The following is a 20,081-nucleotide window of genomic DNA, read 5'->3' as shown; positions in this document are numbered from 1 at the left end:
GCTGCTCCATTACGCTTGCTTCACCAGGAATAACGGCTGTCCATGCTCGACCAACTGACCGTTTTCCACCAAGACTTGGACAATCTCTCCTTTTACTTCTGCTTCAATCTCGTTAAACAGCTTCATGGCTTCGACAATACAGACAATGGTAGTTGGCTCTACCCGATCATTTACAGACACATATGGTGCTGCGTCAACTGCAGGTGCTGCATAGAAGGTTCCGACCATGGGAGAAGTGATTTTGTACAAGTTTTCCGTCACTTCCGCCGATTTCTGAGGCGCTTCCACCTGGACTTTTTCGACCGGGCGCTCAATCGTTTCTTTTTTAGACAGAGGTACAACGGGTGCCGCCGTCACGATTGGTACGCTTTTGGCTTGTACGGGGGGCTGATGTATGGCTGTGACTTGATTCCCATTTCTTCGTTTGATTCGCAAAGAAGAATCTTCATCGTTTACCTCAAAAGATTCTATGTCCGTCTGCTCCAATAGCTTCACAAGTTCTCGTAATTCGTAAATGGTAAGCACGAATTTTCCTCCCCTATTCCGAATCTGACTGGCACAATCTCACGAACCGACTAGTTGGTCTGAAGTGATTGTGCAAGACCGACCAGTTGGTCTTTTCGATATTATAACAAATGTCAGAATACTAGTACAGACCAACTAGTTGGTCTGATTGAGGTAATTTATAAGGGACCATCAAGCGACTATGCCCCTGTCTCCTATCGAAAAGCTTGAGTGTAGCCGCATGATCCTTGTTTGCACCCCTACAATGGATTGAAGGGATTTTCTTGTGATTGCAGGAAAAAACGTTGAAATGCCGGGTTTTCCATCGATTCTGATTTCAAAACGGAATGAAGAACCATATCTGCATAAATATCCGCGATTTGCTCGATCGAGTACGTCCCTGACTTTTGATACCATTTGTAAATCCAGTTCACCATGCCAAAGATAGCCATGGACACAATCGGCACAGGCAGCTCCGGGCGGAACTCATCCGATTCGATCCCGTCCGAAATGACGGTGAACATGATTTTTTTATAGCGATCTCGTTTCGTTTCAATATCAGTGTAGTACTCCGGAGCTAAAAACAAGCTTTCCTGATAAAAGATCGTAACCTGCGAGCGGTACAGATCAATCATCATGACGAAGGATTTTACGATGGCTTGGAGTCGCTCCGTCGGGGTATCCCACTTCTCGTAAGCTTCCTCTGCTTTCTCCAGCACATACGTAATAAATTGATCATGAATGATGTAGAGGAGTTCATCTTTTGATTTGAAGTTGTGATAAAATCCTCCCTTTGACGTTCCGCTTTCTTTCACAATTTGATCCACCGTCACTTTGTGGTAGCCATTTGCTTCAAACAAGCGCATGGATGTTTCAATAATACGTTCTCTAATTGATTTTTCGGCCATTATCTTCACCCGTGAACATTATAGCATAACTACATAGCAAAAACGCCGATTCTCTTCGGTGAGAGATCGGCGTTTCTTCCTTAATTCGTTGGTGTGGAAACAGGCACGGCACCTGAATATTCTTCAAGCGTAATCCCTTTTTCTCCGATTTCTTGGGCAATCTCGACACCTACATAACGCAAATGCCACGGCTCATAAATATAGCCAGTAATCGCGTCTTTTCCCTCTGGGTAGCGAATGATAAATCCAAACTTCTCGACGTTTTCATCCAGCCACTTCGCCTCTTTGGTTCCGGCAAAGCAGCTCGTTGCTGCGCATTTGCCATCCTTACCGGAGACATCAATCGCGAGTCCCGTCTCATGCTCACTCGTACCTGGAACCGCGCTGTACGTCCGCGCCTTCTCTACGCCGTCTTTTTTTACATAGCGATTAAACAGTGCTTTCTGATAGGCGTGGGAACGATACGCAGATACGCCAGCCAACTGGACACCGTCAGCCTGAGCTGCTGAAAATAACTGCTCAAGCGCACCAGCTGCTTCTTTGCGCAATTTGCGTTTCTCGCTCTTTTCAGGGAGCAAGTAAGGAACGTTTGGAAACACTAAATCATTTGGCTGATAGTTCTCCGGAAGCTTGCGTTGTTTGTTCACCAGTACAGCAACGCTCTCAGGCTCACCCACGACCTCGATGTCCGGGAACGACAGCTCAGGTGGCTGACCCGCTGGTGGCTTTTCTGCCGGCTTCGTTTCGGTTGGTTTCGCTTTCTGGGGTTGCTCTGGTTGTTCTTGCTTTGGTGTTTCAGTCGGTGGAGGCGTGGTCTCCTCCTTTGGCTTCTCTTCTTTCTTTGGAGGAGCTGGCGTCTCCACGGATGGTGGTGTCTGTGGTTCTTGTGGAGCAGCTGTACTGTTACATCCAGACAACACAAATGTCATTGCCGTTACGAGTACGAGCGGATGCAAAAGCCGGTGGCGAAAACTTCTCATTGTAACGTTCCTTTCGTTTTGGAGCTGATCCAATTATGTAGGTAATAAAAGTACGTACCTATTATGACATAATTGACCGGCGTTTCGTTACATGTTTTATCGAGAAATCACGACCTGATCGATATTCAGGTAACCCGCTGGACTGATGGAGAAGCCCTGAATCTGGTTGCTAATCACAGCCAAATTCTCCAGATTGCGAATCGGCACGACCAAAGCATCTTGCAGCTCCACTTCTTGTGCTTTTGCGTAGATGGCAAGTCTTTTCGCAGGATTTGTTTCGATACGACCAGCCTCGATGAGACGATCCAGCTCGGGATTGCTGTATTGAAAACTGTTGCCAGCCCCGCCACCCGATGTATGAAACAAATTATACTGATTGTAATCGGCATCCCCGGTTGCATTTGCCCAGCCACTGACAAAAATCTCATGATCCTTCGTTTGCTCAATGGTTCGGACAAACTCATCATAGCTGACGATTTTTAGCTCCGCGTCGATGCCGATCCCTTTTAATTGCGACCGGATCACTTGGGCAACCAAGATTCGATCCTGTCTGTTGTAGGTAATCATTTGAATCGGAAAACCATCTGGATAGCCCGCCTCTGCGAGCAAACGACGAGCTTGGTTGATGTCGTACGGGTAGCTTTTCACAGTCGGACTGTAGCCGAACACATGCGGTCCAATCGGTGAGTTCGCCTTTGTTCCCACATTGTTATACACCCCTTTAATGATCGCTCCCGTCTCGATCGCCATACTGATGGCTTTCCTCACACGGATATCATTCAGTGGTGGACGTGCTACATTAAAACCGATAAACTCCGTCCCAAGCGCATCACTGCGGTACACACGCATTTGGTTGGACGCTTGAATCTGACCCAGCTCCATGACAGGGATGGACTCTGCAATATGTGCTTCTCCATTCTCGACCATCGCAATGCGAGCTGCATCATCGGGAACAACCTTGAAGCCGATTTGATCAAGTGTAGCAGCCTCGCCCCAATAGGCCTGGTGTTTGCTCAGCGTGATTTGACTGCCAGGCTCCCATGATTGGAACTGATAAGGGCCAGTACCAACCGGGTGATGCGATAATTCCCGTCCGTATTTATCGATCGCAGTGGGGCTGATGATGCTCCCCTCGTGACTGGCCAATATAGAAAGCAAAGGCGCAAATGGCTTATGAAGAATGAATTGCACTCTGTAAGGATCGATGACCCTTACCTGTTTTACTTTTTCGAACATGGCTGCCCGAGGAGAAGCCACCCCTGGATCTAATACGCGATCAAATGTTTTCTTGACTGCCTGTGCAGCAAAGGGCGTCCCATCGTGAAAAACAACACCTTGTCGGAGAGTAAACTCCCAAGTAAGATCATCGATTTGTTCCCATGACGTTGCCAGCTGTGGCTGAATGTTCATGTTCCGATCTCGTTTGACGAGCCCCTCATATACTTTACCTTGGACGACACTCGCCTCATTGATCGTCAAAATAAAATGGGGATCGAGATTTGCGGCATCCGACATACGTGCAATGATTAACGTCCCACCCTCAGCAACGTTTTGGGGTGTCGGTACGATTTGATTGTTGTGAGGCGGCTCCTGACCGAAAGAACAGCCTGCTATAACCATGATTGCTGCGAGTAACAGTCCAATTCGTCTGTGAAAGGATGTCTGTGTGTACATTGGACCCTCCCTGCATGCTCTTAAGTTTCCCTAGTTGTAGGTTTAGCAAAAAGACCGCCCTTCTCCCATGTTTCCCAGAGAGTAGCGGTCCACACTCTATTCTTTTGCAAATAATCGCTTAAACTCCCCGAAGCCTTCTTCCTCCAAGCGATCCTTTGGAATGAAGCGCAATGCAGCTGAATTGATGCAGTAGCGCAATCCATTCTCTCCAGGACCGTCCTCGAAAACGTGACCGAGATGAGAATCTGCATCTTTGCTGCGAACCTCTGTACGAATCATATTATGTGTCAAATCCACATGCTCGGTTACGTTTTCCTCTTGCAATGGCTTGGTAAAGGATGGCCACCCGCAGCCGGAATCGAACTTGTCCAAGGAACTGAACAAAGGCTCGTTGGAGACGATGTCTACGTAGATGCCCTCTTCCTTGTGATCCCAGAATTCGTTCGTAAATGGACGTTCTGTCCCGTTATTTTGCGTCACCTCGTACTGGAGCGGGGTCAAGATTTTTTTCAATCCTTCTTGCTTCGCACGGTCGCGCCATGCTTCCTTGGTGAATTTCGCTCTGCCTGATGCCGCGCGGTAGTATTGGTAGCGGACCGGATTTTTCTTATAGTAGTCCTGATGATATTCCTCCGCCGGATAGAACGGCTTGGCTGGCAAAATCAGCGTTGCAATGGGCTTTTGGAAACGACCGCTAGCATCCAGATCTTGCTTGGATTTTTGCGCAAGCCTTTCTTGCTCTTCATTATGATAGAAGATCGCTGGCGCATACGATTGACCTCGATCACCGAATTGACCACCAGCGTCAGTCGGATCGATTTGTCTCCAAAACATTTGTAGCAATTCCTCGTATGAGATGAGCGACGGATCATATGTGATTTGGACCGCTTCATAGTGTCCCGTCGTATCAGAGCATACCTGTTCATAGGTTGGGTATTCGACATGACCGCCTGTATAGCCGGAGACGACTTTTTCAATGCCTGGCATCTTGTCAAACGGACTGACCATGCACCAGAAGCATCCGCCTGCAAAGGTTGCGATTTCGAATGGATGTGTATCGCTGTTCACGCATTTCGCCTCCTGTAAATGTATGTACACTATCATTTACGATTGTACATGGTTTGCAAAAGCAAAGTCCACTCTGGAAGTGCTGCGAGGAGGTTCCAAATAGAAAAGGAGACCTTTTTACACGTAAGGTCCCCTTTTCCCTATAGGATTGCATGATCCTTCACTCGTACGTTGCTACTCTGACAGCGCTTTGGCAAATCCAGAGAGCATGACAACCATATGGGCAATGCCTTCCTCGAAGTCTTTCAAACGGATGGATTCGTTCGGCGCATGTACTTTGCAGCCAACCCAGCCTACCCCTGTACTGACAACAGGAAGCTTCAGCTGTTCCCCGAAAATATACATCGGACCCGTGCCTGCCGCGTTTGGAGAAAGCACTGGTTCATGATCGTAAATGACGCGAGCAGAATCCAGCACATGAGCAACAAATGGATGGTGGAAATCGGAGCGATACGCTTTTTGTCCGTTGATCATGGTGACGGTAATATCCGTAAAACCATGCTTCTCCAAATGATTCTCGATGCAATTCATGATGTGCTGTGGATCTTGTCCTGGGACAAGGCGGCAATCCAACTTGGCCTTCGCGCTTTTCGGCAGCACTGTCTTCGCGCCCTCTCCTGTATAGCCGCTATCCAGACCGCAAATGGTCATCGTCGGGTGGAAAACCATGGCTTCTCTTGGGTCCACATTATTTACCGCCGTAATTAATGGGCGTTTCAAACCGTATAGCGCTGCTGTCGCCTCTTCACTGAACGGCAATTCGGAAACGACTTTCTTTTCATCTACTGTCGGTTCCTCGATCCCATCGAAGAAACCTTCGACCAAAATCTCGTTTTGTTGATTTTTCATCGTAGCCAATGCCTGTACCAAGCGCCATGCTGCATTGTCTACATACGCACCGACAGAGGAGTGCATGTCGATCTCTGCCCCAACGCATGTCAGCTCAAGGTACGCCATTCCTTTGATTCCGGCAACCATGCTGATTCGCTCATTTTCGTCCTTTCCACCGAATTCCCAAATGCAGGCATCCGCCTGGAAAAGATCCTTGTACTCTCGAAGATATGGCTCCAGATTCGGGCTGCCGATCTCTTCTTCTCCTTCGATCAGGAACTTGATGTTGCAAGGCAAACCGCCCTTTTGCTGCTGCAAAATGTGAATCGCCGTCAGACGCGCAACGAGATCACCTTTATTGTCGGCAGCACCACGCGCATACAGCTTTCCATCGATTATCGTAGGATCGAACGGCTCCGTGTTCCACTCATGAAACGGTTCAGGTGGTTGCACATCGTAGTGATCGTAAAACAAGATTGTTTTGCTGGCGTCTCCCTCACTGCCTGCTGCAAAAAACGCATACACGACTGGATTGCCGCCAAGCTTGTCGAGTACCTTTGTCTCTCCGCCGACCTCATGAATCATCTTTACCACGTATTCAACCGTCTCTGGGATGGCCTTATGCTGTGCGGATACGGTTGGAAAACGCAAATATTGCTTCAGCTTCTCGATTGCATGTGGCAAGTTTTCTTGCACAATGCCTACGACTTGTTCTTTATTCACAAAGGGTACCTCCTATTCGACTTTCGCTTTTTGGTGTGCAACCAAATAAGTGTCAAACCAATCCGTCGTATATTGCAGTCTCAACACGCGTTGCTCAGGATCACCACTGCGGGAAAGCTCATGACTGGCACCCGGGAAACGGACAAACGACACCGGAGCCTTGCCTTGATGCTTCAATGTTACATATAGCTGCTCGGCCTGCTCGATTGGGCAACGGTAGTCGTGTTCTCCATGCATGATCAGCAGAGGTGTCTCGATGTTCTCTACCAAGCGAATCGGTGAATGCTGCCACATTTTTTCCGGATTCGTGAATGGATTTGCCTGAATCTCTTCGGCACTGAAGTAGTAACCGATATCGCTGACACCGTAAAAGCTTACCCAGTTGCAAATACTACGGTCTGTTACACCTGCTTTGAATCGATTGGTTTTACCGACGATCCAGTTCGTCATGAAGCCACCGTAGCTACCGCCTGCGACACCCAAACGGTCCTCATCGACAAAATCGAAATGATCGCATGCATATTGCACGGCCGTCATCAAATCGCGATAATCGTCTCCTCCATAGTCTCCGCAGCACGCCTGAACAAAACGCTCTCCATAGCCAAAGCTCCCTCTCGGATTCGTATAGAGTACGGCGTAGCCTTTTGCAGCGAGCAGCTGGAACTCGTGGAAAAACGTATTTCCGTACATGGAGTGAGGCCCGCCATGAATTTGCAGAACCATCGGATATTTTTTTCCTTCTTCAAAACCGACAGGCTTGAGCATCCAACCGTGCAACTTCCAGCCATCCTTCGCGACAAACTCCATTTCTTCTGGAACAGGGAGCTCAATGCCCGCAAATAGCTCTTCGTTCAGCGCTGTTAGACGTTTTTCTTCTCCGTCTTTCAGACTTACTTGATATAAGTCGCCCGGCGTAAACGGATCACTGATAGCAGCAACCACCGTTTGTTCGTTTTCATGCAGCGAAAAGCCGTAAATATTCCGATTTCCCGCTACAACATTCGTGATTTGTCCGTCCAGCGTTACGTGATAAATACCGGAATTTCCTCGTTCGCTGGCGATGAAATACATGCCTGCTCCGTCCGCTGTCCATACTGCGCCCGGATTGGGGTGACCTGGCGAACGCATGTCTCCGATGGTGGAATCGCCAACCTGAACGTCCCAATCCGCTGTGATGCAAGTATAGTCGCCCTTTTCAAAATCATACACCCAGATGCGCTTCTGCGCTGCGTACAAATGCGTGTCCAATTCACTTCCGATATACGCTAGCTTCTTACCATCATGTGACCAGGTTGGATAGGCAAAGGTCCCCTTGCTGTTGGTCAGCTTTTTCCATTCTCCCCCTTCAGAAGGGATGAGAAAAACGTCAACACTATGCTGAAAATCAGGGTCTTCTGCTCGGTTCGCCGTAATCGCGAGCCATTTTCCATCCGGTGACCAGGAGCCAATCGTATGATTGTACGGGCCATCGCTGAGTGCTGTAACCTCGCCTGTTTCTACATGAACGATGGCCAGCTGCTTGTTTTTCTCGTAAATGAACCCGAGATCATCGGATTTGTACTTCAATCTTCCGACATGAATGGCTTTGGCATTTTCTTTCTCCTCGGTTCCCTCAAGGTCCGCGAATGTTTCACCCTCATCCAGGAGCGACGCGAAGACAATGTATGTGCCATCAGGTGACCAAGTCGGATTGCTGACGCCGTTTTTGCAACGCGTGAGCTGCCTTGCTTCTCCTCCGCTTGCATCGATCAGCCAAATCTGTGGTTTTCCAGATCGATTCGAAACAAAGCTAATCTTTGAACCATCCGGCGACCAGCGTGGAAAGGTGTCGCGGGAGCCAGACGTCAATGGCTGTGGATCATTTGCATCCAATTTGCGTAAATACAAGTGATTTTGGTAAGCATGGGACTCATCGACTTGATTTTCCACATATGCAAGCGTTTTTCCGTCTGGTGACAGCTGCGGATCGCTCGCGTACCGCATTTGATACAAATCTTCAGCCGTTATGCCTCTTTTTGTTTGCGTCATGCTAATCACTCCTCGATTTTATTGGTGGATGCAAGTTGCTCCAAAAAGAACTGGGAAATTTTTTGATTCAACGTGATGTGATTGTCCAGCTTTTCTGTAAAGTGGCCTTCATCCTCAAAAATGTGCAAATCGACTTCTTGTCCTCTGCCCCTCATGTCTGCTACGAGCTGTTCTGCTTCACTGACAGGAACACGCGTATCATTGCGCCCGTGGAATACGAGAAGCGGAGCCGTGATCTTATGGGAATGATTCAAAGGAGCAATGTCTTCAAAAAAGTCATCGTCTTCGCCGAGGAACCCGTACTCCACCTCACGCAATCTCCGTCTCCATGCCCCGGTGTTCTCCAGAAAGGTTTTGAAGTGGGAAATCCCCACAATATCAACACCTGCGGCCCACAGATCAGGGTAATGCGTAAGCGCAGCCAGTGTCATGAAGCCTCCGTAACTGCGACCCATGATGCCGATCGCATTCGGGTCAACGCTTGGACGGTTGCCTAAATCTTTGACCAGCCAAGCCAAATCTGCTACAGAATCCATCCGCTTGCGACGATCATCGAGCTGGACATATTCCCGACCGTATCCCATGCTGCCGCGAACATTCGGCGCTACCACCGTAAAGCCTTCGTTCGCCAAAAATTGAAAAACAGGATGATACTCCGGACGAATTTGGCTCTCTGGCCCGCCATGGACGTAGACGACAACTGGTTTTTTCTCGGCATGTTCAGATGTATTTTTGGCGTAGAGGAAATACGGCACTTCCAAGCCATCAAAAGAGGGAAAGGTGCACAATTCCGGCTCGATGAGTTTGTCTTCCAGAGCATTGGATTGACCGATGTTCGTTACACGTCTGCTGGTTTGCTCCGAAATGGTATACGTCCAGATGTCACCTGGAAGCGTAGGACTTTTCAGTGTAAAAGCGAGCTGATCATCACTCACCCACGCCAAGGAAGAGATCACTCCACGGGGCGCTTCCTCCACCCGCTCCCAGCGTTGCTCTGTCAAGGAATAAAGAGCAAGAACGGAGTAGCCTCCTTCATTGATCGTGAAGGCAAGAAGCGTCTCGTCGGGGGATAATTTGGCCTCCTCCATGTCCCATTTCGGGTCGTGCACCAGTTTGTCCAGCTCTCCTGTACGCAGTGAAAAGCGGCACAACGCTTTCGTGTTTTCATCGCGGTCGGTTACGAGATATCCCGTATGGCCGTCTTTAGACAGTACCAAGGAATGATAGCGCGCATGTTTGCTGCAAATGGCGAGCTTTTGTGCTTTCTTTGTTTGCAGATTCAACAAATACAGACAATTGTCAATGTTGGTCTCCTGCACGCTGAAAATGAGTCCTGTCCCGTCTGGCAGCCAGCCGATTGGATCTGTGCGCCCATCATAGCGGAAGACTTCCTCATACGCACCACTCTCGACATCCTGTACAAAAATATCAAAGCAGCGTGGATTGCGACGATTGCTGGACCACGCGATCTTTTGCCCACACGGAGACCAGCCTCCCAAATAGTGAAAGTAATCGGGAGCGTCTGTCAGCGGCTTCACGACTGCACCATTTTCCGTTAGCAAAAAGAACTGCTGTCGCTCGTCTCCCTTGTTGTCCATACCGACAATCGTTTTCGTTCCGCATGGGGAATGGTCAACTTCTACCACACGATCAGGCAAAAAGGTCACTTGCTCCGAGTGGTTGGACTCTTCATTCCAGCGCCACAACTGCGCAATACCTGTCAGCTTCGTTAAAAAGGTAATCTCTCTACGCTGCGGTACCACCTTCAATTGATACGCGGATTTCACTTGCAGATAGTCCAAAATCACGAGAAATCATCCTTTCCTCTTTTGCTAGATGAACGTTGGAGTATGTAAAGAGAAAAAAGAGGAGAAGCTCCTCTTTTTTTCTATTTTTTGGTTGCCCAGCGAGCGCTTGGGAACGCGTTGACTGGGAAAGTGAGACCTTCCAGATTCGGTTTCACCAAATAGTTTTGTTGGTAGTGGTAGACTGGAATGAACGGCATTTCATCCATCAAAATGGCTTCTGCCTGGTGAAGCAGTTCCATACGCTTGTTCGGGTCTTGCTCAACTTTTGCCGCCATATTCAACTGATCATACTCTTTGTTCACCCAACCAGTACGGTTGTTCGGGCTTTCACCCAAATAGTAGTCAAGGTTAAATGCAGGGTCGTTGATTTGACCTACCCAGCCCATACGGCCCATCTGATAGTTCTTTTGTTTCGTTGTATCCAGATACACTTTCCACTCTTGGTTTGTCATTTTCACTTCTACGCCCAAGTTTTTCTTGAGCATTTCTTGGATCGCTTGCGCTATTTTCTTGTGGCTTTCATCGGTGTTGTACATGAGTGTAACTTCTGGCAGTGTGGACCAGCCTTCTTCTTGCATACCTTCAGCCAGCAGCTTCTTCGCTGCTTCGTAATCTTCTTTGAAGTAGTCTCCGCCCTCTTCGCGGAAGTCTTTTCCGTTTGGTTGCATCGCTCCGCGAGGTACCATGGAGTAGGCTGGTGTCTCTCCACCTTGGCTTACCATTTCGGACAGCGCTTTACGGTCGAGCGACATGGCGAAAGCTTTGCGAACCTTTTTATTCGTAAACGGTTCTTTCGTTACGTTAAACATGTACATGTACGTTCCATAGTAAGGAACGGATTTGAAATCTGGGCTCGATTTTTCTTGCGCTAGGATGTCAGATGGCATCTCTTTATTGAAGTCGAGCTCACCACTCTTGTACATCTGATAAGCAGTCGTGGCGTCATTCACCATTTTCCAGGTGATCTTATCCATTTTTACGTCAGCTTTGTTCCAATAATGCTCGTTCTTTTCAATCACGAGCTCGGAGTCATGCTTCCAGGAAACGAGCTTGTAAGCGCCGTTGGAGATGTAGCTGTCCGAATTTGCTGCCCATTTTGGATTCGCTTCTGCTTGCTTCTTGTTAATTGGGTGCCAGTAACGGGTAGCCAGCATTTTGTCAAAGTACGAGGTAGGTGCGACCAGCTCGATTTCGAGCGTTTTTGCATCGACTGCCTTGATGCCTACATCTTCTGCTTTTCCAGTACCCTTATTGTACGCTTCTCCACCTTTGATGTAGTAGAGCAGATAAGCAGAGGTAGAAGCTGTTGCCGGATCAAGATGCTTCATATACGTGTAGGCAAAATCCTCTGCGGTAACCGGCTCACCATTGGTCCACTTCGCATCATCTCGCAATATGAACGTGTACTTCAGCTTGTCGTCCGACAGCTTCACTTCCTTGGCTACTCCCAAGATTGGATTGCCATCCTTGTCCTTGGTGTACAAACCTTCCCCCAAGTGATCCATGATCCAGAAGGACGTCGTATCCGTTGACGTGAGTGGGTTCAAATCTGGTGGCTCGGACTTAGCATTGAACACGACTTCTTGTTTGGCAGCAGCGCCTGGGGTAGTGGTACCTCCAGTCGATGCTGACTCGCCACTACCGCCGCAACCAGCCAGAGCCGGAATGACGAGCGAGAGTGACAGGGCAAAGGCAGCTAATTTCTTCACGTTGTTTCCCCCTATATTTTAAGATAGAAAATCGAACTACTGATAGAGATGACAAGCAACCCAATGGTTCGGTGCGGCTTCCTGCCATTCAGGAATCTGTGCCGCGCATTGCTCCATGGCCTTTGGACATCTTGTTCGGAAAACACAACCGCTTGGAGCGTTGGCAGGACTCGGCAAATCGCCCTGCAAAATGATGCGCTCCCGCTTGATCGTCGGATCAGGAATCGGAATCGAGGACAGCAACGCTTGTGTATATGGATGAAGTGGCTTTGCATACAGCTCGAAGCTGTTTGCCATTTCTACCATTTTGCCGAGGTACATCACTCCGATTCGAGTGGAAATGTGCTTCACCATGGACAGATCGTGGGCGATAAACAAGTAAGTCAGCCCTCTGTCCTGCTGCAAGTCTTCTAATAGATTCACGACCTGCGCTTGAATCGACACATCAAGCGCCGAAATCGGTTCATCCGCGATGATAAATTCCGGTTCAACCGCAAGTGCCCGGGCAATCCCGATCCGCTGTCTTTGGCCTCCGCTGAATTCATGAGGGAATCGGTTCGCATGTTCCTTAGACAAACCAACCAGCTCCAGCAATTCTTTGACCCGATCCGCTCTTGCACCACGAGACAAGCCGTGAATATCCAAGCCCTCCGCAATGATGTCCATGACGGTCATGCGCGGATTCAGACTTGCTTGTGGGTCTTGAAAAATCATTTGGACGTCGCGGTGGAACTGCTCTGCATCTTTCCCTTTTAGGCGGTGTGCATTTTTACCTTTGAACAAAACTTCTCCATCTGTATTTTCATAGAGGCGAATCATCGTTCTGCCCAACGTCGACTTACCGCAGCCGCTCTCTCCGACAAGCCCGAGCGTCTCGCCACGATTAATGGTGAAGGTCACGCCGTCGACTGCCTTTAGCGTAATCCCATTGCCGATCTCAAAATGCTTTTTTAGATTTTTGACTTCAACCAACGCTTGGCTCATCTACGTCTGCCTCCCTGCTGCCACCAGTTCTTCCAGCTTCGGTGCCCGTGGATCATGTAGCCAGCATGCTGCTTGGTGACCCTCGGTGAATGTGGAAGCGTCCGGCATTTGCTGCTCGCATAATTCCATCGCAAACTGACAACGCGGAGCGAACGGACAACCTTTTGGTGGGTGGAATAAATCTGGCGGCGTTCCCTCAATCGGTACCAGTCGTTCCTTTTCCACGCCATCGATCCGCGGCAGAGAGCGCATCAAGCCCCATGTGTACGGATGCTTCGGATTTGCGAAAATATCCTCTACCTTGCCTGTTTCCACAACAATTCCTGCATACATAACTACGGCCCGGTGCGCGATTTCGGCTACGACACCCAAGTCATGTGTAATCATCACGATGGACAGCTGCTGATGCTCCTGCAATTCTCGGAGCAAGTCCAAGATTTGTGCTTGAATCGTTACATCCAATGCTGTCGTCGGTTCATCAGCAATCACGAGTTTGGGGTTATTGGCGAGTGCAATCGCGATGACAACACGTTGCCGCATTCCCCCGGAGAACTCATGCGGATATTGATCGACCCTTTTTTCCGGATCGGGGATACCGACCAGTCGAAGCATCTCCATCGCTTTTTTACGTGCCTCTTCTTTGCTGACCTGATGGGTACGAACAAAGCCCTCGACGATCTGGGCGCCGACCTTCATCGTCGGGTTCAGTGCCGTCATTGGGTCCTGGAAGACCATCCCGATCTCAGCTCCACGAACCGAAAGCAATTCCTTCTTGCTCATCCCGGTGATGACTTTTCCGTCAAAACGAATTTGACCATCCACGATTCTTCCCGGCGGGTTCGGGATCAAGCCCATGATCGCTTGGGCGGTTACACTCTTCCCACAACCGCTCTCTCCTACTACCGCAAGCGTCTCGCCACGATCAACATGAAAGGTAACTCCCCGTACAGCCTGTACCTCTCCACCGTACGTTTTGAAATGTACGCGGAGGTTTTCTACTTGTAGCAAATGATCCGCCATGTCTGATCCTCCTATCTGCGTGGCGAGGTTACTCGCGAATTCTTGGGTCCAATGCGTCCTGCAAGCCATCACCGAAGACGTTGAAGGCAAACATCGTCAAAGAAATCATCAGGGCCGGGAAGAAAAGTCTCCACCAATCCCCTGTCAAAATGACGCCGAGTGCATCGTTCGTCATCGTGCCCCAGCTAGCGATTGGCGCTTGCACACCCAATCCCAAAAAACTGAGGAAAGATTCAGCAAATATCGCAGACGGAATGGTAAACGTCAGGTTCACGATGATGACTCCGATGGTGTTTGGAATCAGGTGGCGTAACAGAATGCGAGGGAATTTGGCACCCAGCACTTGCGCAGCCATGATGAACTCCTGGTTTTTCAATTGCAGGATTTGTCCCCGAACCAGACGAGCCATCCCTACCCAACCGGTTGCGGACAACGCGATAATGATGGTAACAATTCCAGGCTCCATGACAACCATCAGCATGATCACCACGAGCAGGTACGGCAGTCCGTACAATACCTCGATCAATCGCATGATGATGGTATCGATTCGGTCTCCCTTTTTACCTCGACCGGCCATGTATCCGGCAATACCGCCGACAGTCACTCCGATGACCAAGTCAATTAACGCTGCCGATATTCCGATAATCAGTGAAATCTGCGCTCCGTACCATGTTCGTGAAAACATGTCTCGACCCAGCTCATCTGTCCCAAACCAATGCTCGCTCGAAATTTCCTGATTCGCATTCAAGAGACTCTGATCGGAATAGCTGTACGGAACGAGATGTGGTCCAATGATCGCCATGGCAATCAGCAAAACAATCAGGGTCAAACCCACCATTGCCAGCTTGTTTCTGACGAGCTTTCTCGTTACTTGTTGAAAATGAGTCAGGCTCGGTCGCATCTGGGCGATCTGTCCATCTGCTTTTTGAGCTCTAGGTCGAAACAACTCATTTACTGATTGATCTACCGCCATTGGCTACCTCCCCCTACTCGATAGTTTGATTCGTGGATCGATGAACATATAGGCCAGATCAATCAAGAAGATAATGAGCACCAGGATGGCACTGTAGAATACTGTCGTTCCCAGAATAACGGGATAATCTCGATTGAAAATGCCATCGACGAAGTACTTGCCGATCCCCGGTACCGCAAAAATCTTTTCGACGACGAACGTTCCGGTTAACAACCCCGCGATAAGCGGTCCCATAAACGTGACGATCGGCAAAATAGCGTTGCGGATTCCATGCTTGATCACTATCAGAAAAGTCGGAATTCCTTTCGCCTCAGCGGTCCGTATGTAATTCTGGTTCATCACGTCGATCATGCTCGTGCGCATATAGCGCGTAATGATGGCTAATGGTCCAAAAGCAAGTGCGAGTGAAGGCAGAACCGAGTGTTTCCAGCTGGTTAGCGTAGCTACTGGGAACAACGGCCATTTGATTGCCAAGTAATTAATGAGCAATGGCGCCATGATGAAGCTGGGTACAGCAATTCCTAATACGGCCAAGACCATTGCCGCATAATCAATCCAGGTATTTCGGTTTAATGCCGCAATGGTTCCGAATATAAGTCCGAAAAAAAGGGCAACCGCTATCGCCTGCAAACCGATCAGTGCAGATGCTCCGAAGCCATCTTTGATCATATCATTGACACCGCGTGTCTCCGACTTAATAGAAGGTCCTAAATCGAGCATGACCAAACTTTTTAGATAAAGTAAATACTGCATCGGCAGCGGTTCATCCAGATTGTATTTCGCACGCAGATTCAACAAAATTTGCTCGGGCAACTGATCTGACTCTGACGCGAATGGATCACCAGGGATCATATGCATCAAGCTAAAAGTCAACGTTACAATGATCCACAAGGTGAGTACCATCATCAGAATTCTTTTAAGTAAATAACGCGACATCTATACGAGCCCCCCAGTCCAGACTTGCAAAAAGATTAAGAAAATTCAACGCACCCTCCTTTTGAGAAACCTTTAACGGAAATTGACCTAAAACATTCCTTAATTCAACAATATAGTGCCGTGATTATTTAATGTCAATTCTGATTTTTTTATTTTTTACATCGATTCATAAAGGAATTTGCTGAAAGTTGTCAAATATACAACGATTAATACGGAATTTTTCCCTAAAGCATCCCTATTTAATGCTTCGTGGTCGCTACAGCTCGCTTGCCCATCCGATGGGTTATATTCTATATATATAAGAAAGACTGGCATACTAAAATGCCGAAAAAAGGATGGTTCTCCTTCCTAACGAATTGTTTATCCCGTAGTTTAACTTTTTTGGAGGACATTTTGATGATAAAAGTTGGCATAGTCGGTCCAAAAGATTCAGTAGATGCAATGGTAGCTGTGGGACGTGAGTTTTCCGATCACATCCTGCTCACCTCCTTTATTTATCAAGGAGTGGAACAAGTACCTGCCTATGTAGCCGAAAATGATATGGAAACAGACATCTGGTTCTTCTCTGGAGTCGCCCCCTACTCGATGGCAAAAACGCATATTGGCAAGAAAAAAGCCTTTTATCCGCAAGTCAATTCAAGTGTCCTGACCAAAGTATTGCTCGAATTGGTATACCGCGATGGCTTTTCTTTAGATCGCGTGAGCTTCGATACCATTTCGGAAGCGCATTTTCGTGAGACTTTAGAGGAATTGGGCTTGCATTGTGAGAATCCATACCTAAAGCCGTATAAAGAATTCAGAAAGAGATCTGAGTTGGTAGCCTATCACACCCGCCTTATCCAGGAAGGCAAGGTAGACGCTTGTGTCACGGGAACGCTTTTCGTCACCGAAGAATTAAAACGACAAGGAATCAGAGTATACCGAATGGGCTTCACGCGCTTCATATTTCGAGAGATTTTCAAGCAAATTCTACAGGAGGGCGAAACGCTCCATTTCAAGCGCTCCCAAATTGCTGTTCAATTGATTGAGGTAACTGACATGGAAAAGCTCGTAAATGAGCCTGCAAACGCGTACGAGCTACGCCGCCTCGACCTGAAACTGCAAGAGCTCGTGCTCGATTACACGGAGTCGATTTCCGGTAGCTTCGTCGCGGTCGGCAATTCCAAGTTCATTATTTTTTCCACCCGCGGATCGTATGAAGACAATCCAGATTTTCACCCCACGATCCTTTTGGAAAAAATCAAGCTGCTCACCCATTCGCATGCGAATATGGGAATCGGTTTTGGTGTCACAGCATTGTCTGCGGAGCGCAATGCACAGCTCGCTCTCGGCCACGCCAAAAACCATAAGGATGCCGTGATCCTCGTTGACTATGACGGTTCGATTGAAGGACCGCTACGTCAAACGAACAGCATCAGCTATGAATATTGGACACAGGACAAAGAAATCAGCGAAAATCTGAAAAAAGCCGGTGTCAGTATCACGACGTTTAACAAAATCATTTCCGTCCAAAAAGCGCTGGGGCAAAAATACATCAGCGCATCAATGATCGCGGAATGGATGGGAATGACCCCTCGCAATGCGCGAAGAATACTAAGTGATTTAGCAGAGCACAACATCATCGAGCTCATTGGGGAAGAAACGCCAACGAACCGAGGGCGTCCACGGAAGATTTATCGTATACTCCCCTCCCCACAAACCACCTAATTGTTTCTCCCATGAGAAAGGCGTAAGCTTGTGATTTCCAGAAAACTTCTTTTGTGGATCAATGCTTGCGCTTTTTCTCGTCCTATTTTAGTAAGCTATCCAAATATCATACGAATTGGGGGTCATACACATGCCGGTTCATCCACAGATTCAACAAATATTAGACGTCTTCAACCGCTCACGCCATGATGTTGATTTCAACCAATTGACACCACAGATGATGCGAATGGCGACTGATCAAAATCGAGATTCAGGCGTGGAACGTGAGCAGGTAAAAAAGGTTGAGAATCTATCGCTTCCCTTAGAAGGTCGTTCTATTCCGATTCGCATATACACACCAGAAGGACATGCACCCTTCCCTGCACTCGTGTACTATCATGGAGGCGGATTCGTGATCGGCAATCTCGAAACGGTAGATTCGGTATGTCGCAACTTCGCAAATAACGCAAAATGTGTGGTCATTTCTATCGATTATCGGCTCGCTCCTGAGCATCCTTTTCCTGCAGGCTTGGAAGATGCCTATGATTCTCTCCTCTATATTTCAAACCATGCGAATCAGTTTGGCATTAACCCATCGCAGATAGCAGTAGGCGGAGATAGTGCCGGGGCTAATTTTGCAGCAGTAGTGAGTCTCATGGCTAAAGAACGACAGGCACCGTCTATCGTTTTTCAATTATTAATAAATCCAGCCGTAGGAATTGTGGACACCGATCTCTATCCGTCCATGCAGGAAAATGCGAGCGGCTATTTGCTGGATGTGAAATTGTTGAATTGGTTCCTCGGTCACTATATACCTCCGGCTGCCGATCGACAAAATCCATATCTTGATCCGATCAACGGAGCCGATCTCACTGGTCTGCCTCCTGCCATGGTGATTACAGCTACAGCCGAATACGACCCTTTGCGAGATGGCGGAAAAACGTATGCAGACAAGCTACGTGAAAGCGGTGTAGATGTCATCTATCGAAATGAAAAAGGCATGATCCATTCCTACACTGGATTCCATACGTTTATCAAGCAAGCTCAGGAATCGCTGGATGAGATGTCGGCTCAATTGCGAAAAGCTTTCAAAATGTAGGCCGTATTGGATAAAAAAAGCGTAAGCATTGATTCGGGCAATTCTCACTTCCGAATCGAAGCCTACGCTTTCCTTTTCACCTTTTACAGCATACCCTATACCGATTTAGATGGCTGAACAGATTGTTTCTTTTGAACACTGGCAACAATCACACCTACGACGATCAACAAGGAGCCTCCCACTTGAATCGATGTCACCTGGGAACCAAGCAGTAAAAACCCGACCAGCATCGCCACAAAGGGCTGCAAGTTAAGAAAAATAGCTGCTTTGCCCGTCCCTACCACTTTTAATTGTTGATTCCAGACGATTCCACATATTCCTTGCATGAGAATCGCGGTCAAAATGAGCATCGCCCATGCCCACACTTCGTGGCTGATCTGCGCCCCAGGCTCAATCGTCAACAGCGCCGCAGGAGTCAAAAACAGGGTACCGACCGTTGTCGAGTACACTGTTGCAATAAACGGCTGCATCGTTTGCGTCAGTTTGCGAATGATGATCATGGAAGACGAGAATGTGACCATGGCAATCACAATGAGTAAGACTCCCTTGGAAATGGAGAGTCCAGCCCCAACACCGACTACGAAGAATGTTCCCAGAAGAGCCAAGCCAGACCCAATCTTCATACGCAAGGTAAACTGTTCCTTCAAAAACAAAGAGGCCAGCACTGCAGTGACAATCGGCGACAAGGAAAGAATCAACGATGCCGTTGTCGCGTCTGTCGTCAAGAGCCCGTTGAAATACGCCGTTTGATTCGCCAGCGTCCCGATCAATCCGAGCAAGACAAGAAGTCCTAGCTCACGAGCGGTGATTTTTACGAATTTTTTGGTCAGCCACGCGTAAATGATCAGAAACATAGACGTGAAAAGCAAGCGTACATCTGCCAAAAACAACGGAGGAAACTCTTTGACCAGCATGCTTCCAAACACAAAATTACTGCCCCACAGCGTCACACAAAAAAGCAACAGCAAGTACGACCGAATCATGAATGTTCCTTCTTTCGCCCGATGCATTATTCTTCCGTTAGCTATCGTACAGGAGAGTGCGAAAAAAGTCCATGAGCTGATCTGCAATAGTTTGATGGAAATTATGTTTGGTTGTACACACTGTCACACAAAAAAGACCAGCGAACGACTCGGTTCACTGGTCTTCC

Annotated in this window: 16 protein-coding genes; 2 read left to right on the top strand and 14 right to left on the bottom strand. The window is 48.2% G+C overall.

Translation table 11 applies throughout. The annotated features are described in order from the left end of the window. Nucleotides 1-9: 9 nt before the first annotated feature. From accB to ACKKE8_RS14870, 13 genes are all read right to left on the bottom strand, one after another. Nucleotides 10-525, bottom strand: coding sequence for an acetyl-CoA carboxylase biotin carboxyl carrier protein (gene accB, locus ACKKE8_RS14930; protein ID WP_409178818.1), 516 nt, complete (start codon nucleotides 523-525; stop codon nucleotides 10-12). A gap of 239 nt (nucleotides 526-764) precedes the next feature. Further along, nucleotides 765-1,412, bottom strand: coding sequence for a TetR/AcrR family transcriptional regulator (locus tag ACKKE8_RS14925; RefSeq protein ID WP_409178817.1), 648 nt, complete (start codon nucleotides 1,410-1,412; stop codon nucleotides 765-767). An 80-nt stretch (nucleotides 1,413-1,492) separates the two neighbouring features. After that, the gene (locus tag ACKKE8_RS14920) at nucleotides 1,493-2,392 is read right to left on the bottom strand and encodes a D-alanyl-D-alanine carboxypeptidase family protein (protein WP_409178816.1); all 900 of its coding nucleotides are present in this window, start codon (nucleotides 2,390-2,392) and stop codon (nucleotides 1,493-1,495) included. Between the two features lie 96 nt (nucleotides 2,393-2,488). Then, nucleotides 2,489-4,066: a glutathione ABC transporter substrate-binding protein gene (locus ACKKE8_RS14915; RefSeq protein ID WP_409178815.1), complete on the bottom strand. Its 1,578-nt coding sequence runs from the start codon at nucleotides 4,064-4,066 to the stop codon at nucleotides 2,489-2,491. A gap of 96 nt (nucleotides 4,067-4,162) precedes the next feature. Continuing rightward, nucleotides 4,163-5,134, bottom strand: coding sequence for a peptide-methionine (S)-S-oxide reductase MsrA (gene msrA, locus ACKKE8_RS14910; RefSeq protein ID WP_409178814.1), 972 nt, complete (start codon nucleotides 5,132-5,134; stop codon nucleotides 4,163-4,165). 174 nt (nucleotides 5,135-5,308) lie between these two features. Next, entirely contained in the window at nucleotides 5,309-6,688 is a 1,380-nt protein-coding gene (locus ACKKE8_RS14905) for a M20/M25/M40 family metallo-hydrolase (protein ID WP_409178813.1), read from the bottom strand. Nucleotides 6,689-6,700: 12 nt separating this feature from the next. Beyond that, a complete protein-coding gene (locus ACKKE8_RS14900; protein ID WP_409178812.1) occupies nucleotides 6,701-8,716 on the bottom strand; it encodes a S9 family peptidase in 2,016 nt (671 codons plus the stop codon). A gap of 5 nt (nucleotides 8,717-8,721) precedes the next feature. Then, a complete protein-coding gene (locus ACKKE8_RS14895) occupies nucleotides 8,722-10,524 on the bottom strand; it encodes a S9 family peptidase (protein WP_409178811.1) in 1,803 nt (600 codons plus the stop codon). 80 nt (nucleotides 10,525-10,604) lie between these two features. Further along, on the bottom strand, nucleotides 10,605-12,233 hold the full coding sequence (locus ACKKE8_RS14890; RefSeq protein ID WP_409178810.1) for a peptide ABC transporter substrate-binding protein: 1,629 nt from the start codon (nucleotides 12,231-12,233) through the stop codon (nucleotides 10,605-10,607). A 36-nt stretch (nucleotides 12,234-12,269) separates the two neighbouring features. After that, a complete protein-coding gene (locus ACKKE8_RS14885) occupies nucleotides 12,270-13,217 on the bottom strand; it encodes an ABC transporter ATP-binding protein (RefSeq protein WP_144615848.1) in 948 nt (315 codons plus the stop codon). Further along, nucleotides 13,218-14,237 carry an ABC transporter ATP-binding protein gene (locus ACKKE8_RS14880; protein WP_409178809.1) on the bottom strand — a complete coding sequence of 340 codons (1,020 nt, stop codon included), beginning with the start codon at nucleotides 14,235-14,237 and terminating at the stop codon, nucleotides 13,218-13,220. 28 nt (nucleotides 14,238-14,265) lie between these two features. Further along, the gene (locus tag ACKKE8_RS14875; RefSeq protein WP_409178808.1) at nucleotides 14,266-15,210 is read right to left on the bottom strand and encodes an ABC transporter permease; all 945 of its coding nucleotides are present in this window, start codon (nucleotides 15,208-15,210) and stop codon (nucleotides 14,266-14,268) included. Between the two features lie 3 nt (nucleotides 15,211-15,213). After that, nucleotides 15,214-16,146, bottom strand: a complete 933-nt coding sequence (locus ACKKE8_RS14870; protein WP_409178807.1) for an ABC transporter permease — start codon at nucleotides 16,144-16,146, stop codon at nucleotides 15,214-15,216. 396 nt (nucleotides 16,147-16,542) lie between these two features. Between ACKKE8_RS14870 and ACKKE8_RS14865 the strand changes: the two genes are divergently transcribed. Next, the gene (locus ACKKE8_RS14865) at nucleotides 16,543-17,853 is read left to right on the top strand and encodes a hypothetical protein (RefSeq protein ID WP_409178806.1); all 1,311 of its coding nucleotides are present in this window, start codon (nucleotides 16,543-16,545) and stop codon (nucleotides 17,851-17,853) included. 130 nt (nucleotides 17,854-17,983) lie between these two features. Next, on the top strand, nucleotides 17,984-18,931 hold the full coding sequence (locus ACKKE8_RS14860; RefSeq protein WP_409178805.1) for an alpha/beta hydrolase: 948 nt from the start codon (nucleotides 17,984-17,986) through the stop codon (nucleotides 18,929-18,931). Nucleotides 18,932-19,026: 95 nt separating this feature from the next. Here the strand turns inward: ACKKE8_RS14860 and ACKKE8_RS14855 are convergent, their stop codons facing one another. Continuing rightward, nucleotides 19,027-19,914: a DMT family transporter gene (locus ACKKE8_RS14855; RefSeq protein WP_409178804.1), complete on the bottom strand. Its 888-nt coding sequence runs from the start codon at nucleotides 19,912-19,914 to the stop codon at nucleotides 19,027-19,029. Nucleotides 19,915-20,081 lie beyond the last annotated feature (167 nt).

The sequence above is a fragment of the Brevibacillus fortis genome (assembly GCF_046196545.1).
Classification (GTDB): Bacteria; Bacillota; Bacilli; order Brevibacillales; family Brevibacillaceae; genus Brevibacillus; species Brevibacillus fortis_A.
The sequence above is the reverse complement of the archived record's forward strand: the minus strand, read 5'-3'. Positions and strand labels throughout refer to the sequence as shown.

Bases quoted from the DNA above. Each gene is read 5' to 3' on its own strand.
- ACKKE8_RS14860 (WP_409178805.1), top strand. From the start codon at position 17,984: ATGCCGGTTCATCCACAGATTCAACAAATATTAGACGTCTTCAACCGC.
- ACKKE8_RS14920 (WP_409178816.1), bottom strand. From the start codon at position 2,392: ATGAGAAGTTTTCGCCACCGGCTTTTGCATCCGCTCGTACTCGTAACG.
- ACKKE8_RS14865 (WP_409178806.1), top strand. From the start codon at position 16,543: ATGATAAAAGTTGGCATAGTCGGTCCAAAAGATTCAGTAGATGCAATG.
- ACKKE8_RS14885 (WP_144615848.1), bottom strand. From the start codon at position 13,217: ATGAGCCAAGCGTTGGTTGAAGTCAAAAATCTAAAAAAGCATTTTGAG.
- ACKKE8_RS14900 (WP_409178812.1), bottom strand. From the start codon at position 8,716: ATGACGCAAACAAAAAGAGGCATAACGGCTGAAGATTTGTATCAAATG.
- ACKKE8_RS14855 (WP_409178804.1), bottom strand. From the start codon at position 19,914: ATGATTCGGTCGTACTTGCTGTTGCTTTTTTGTGTGACGCTGTGGGGC.
- ACKKE8_RS14875 (WP_409178808.1), bottom strand. From the start codon at position 15,210: ATGGCGGTAGATCAATCAGTAAATGAGTTGTTTCGACCTAGAGCTCAA.
- ACKKE8_RS14880 (WP_409178809.1), bottom strand. From the start codon at position 14,237: ATGGCGGATCATTTGCTACAAGTAGAAAACCTCCGCGTACATTTCAAA.
- ACKKE8_RS14925 (WP_409178817.1), bottom strand. From the start codon at position 1,412: ATGGCCGAAAAATCAATTAGAGAACGTATTATTGAAACATCCATGCGC.
- ACKKE8_RS14870 (WP_409178807.1), bottom strand. From the start codon at position 16,146: ATGTCGCGTTATTTACTTAAAAGAATTCTGATGATGGTACTCACCTTG.
- ACKKE8_RS14915 (WP_409178815.1), bottom strand. From the start codon at position 4,066: ATGTACACACAGACATCCTTTCACAGACGAATTGGACTGTTACTCGCA.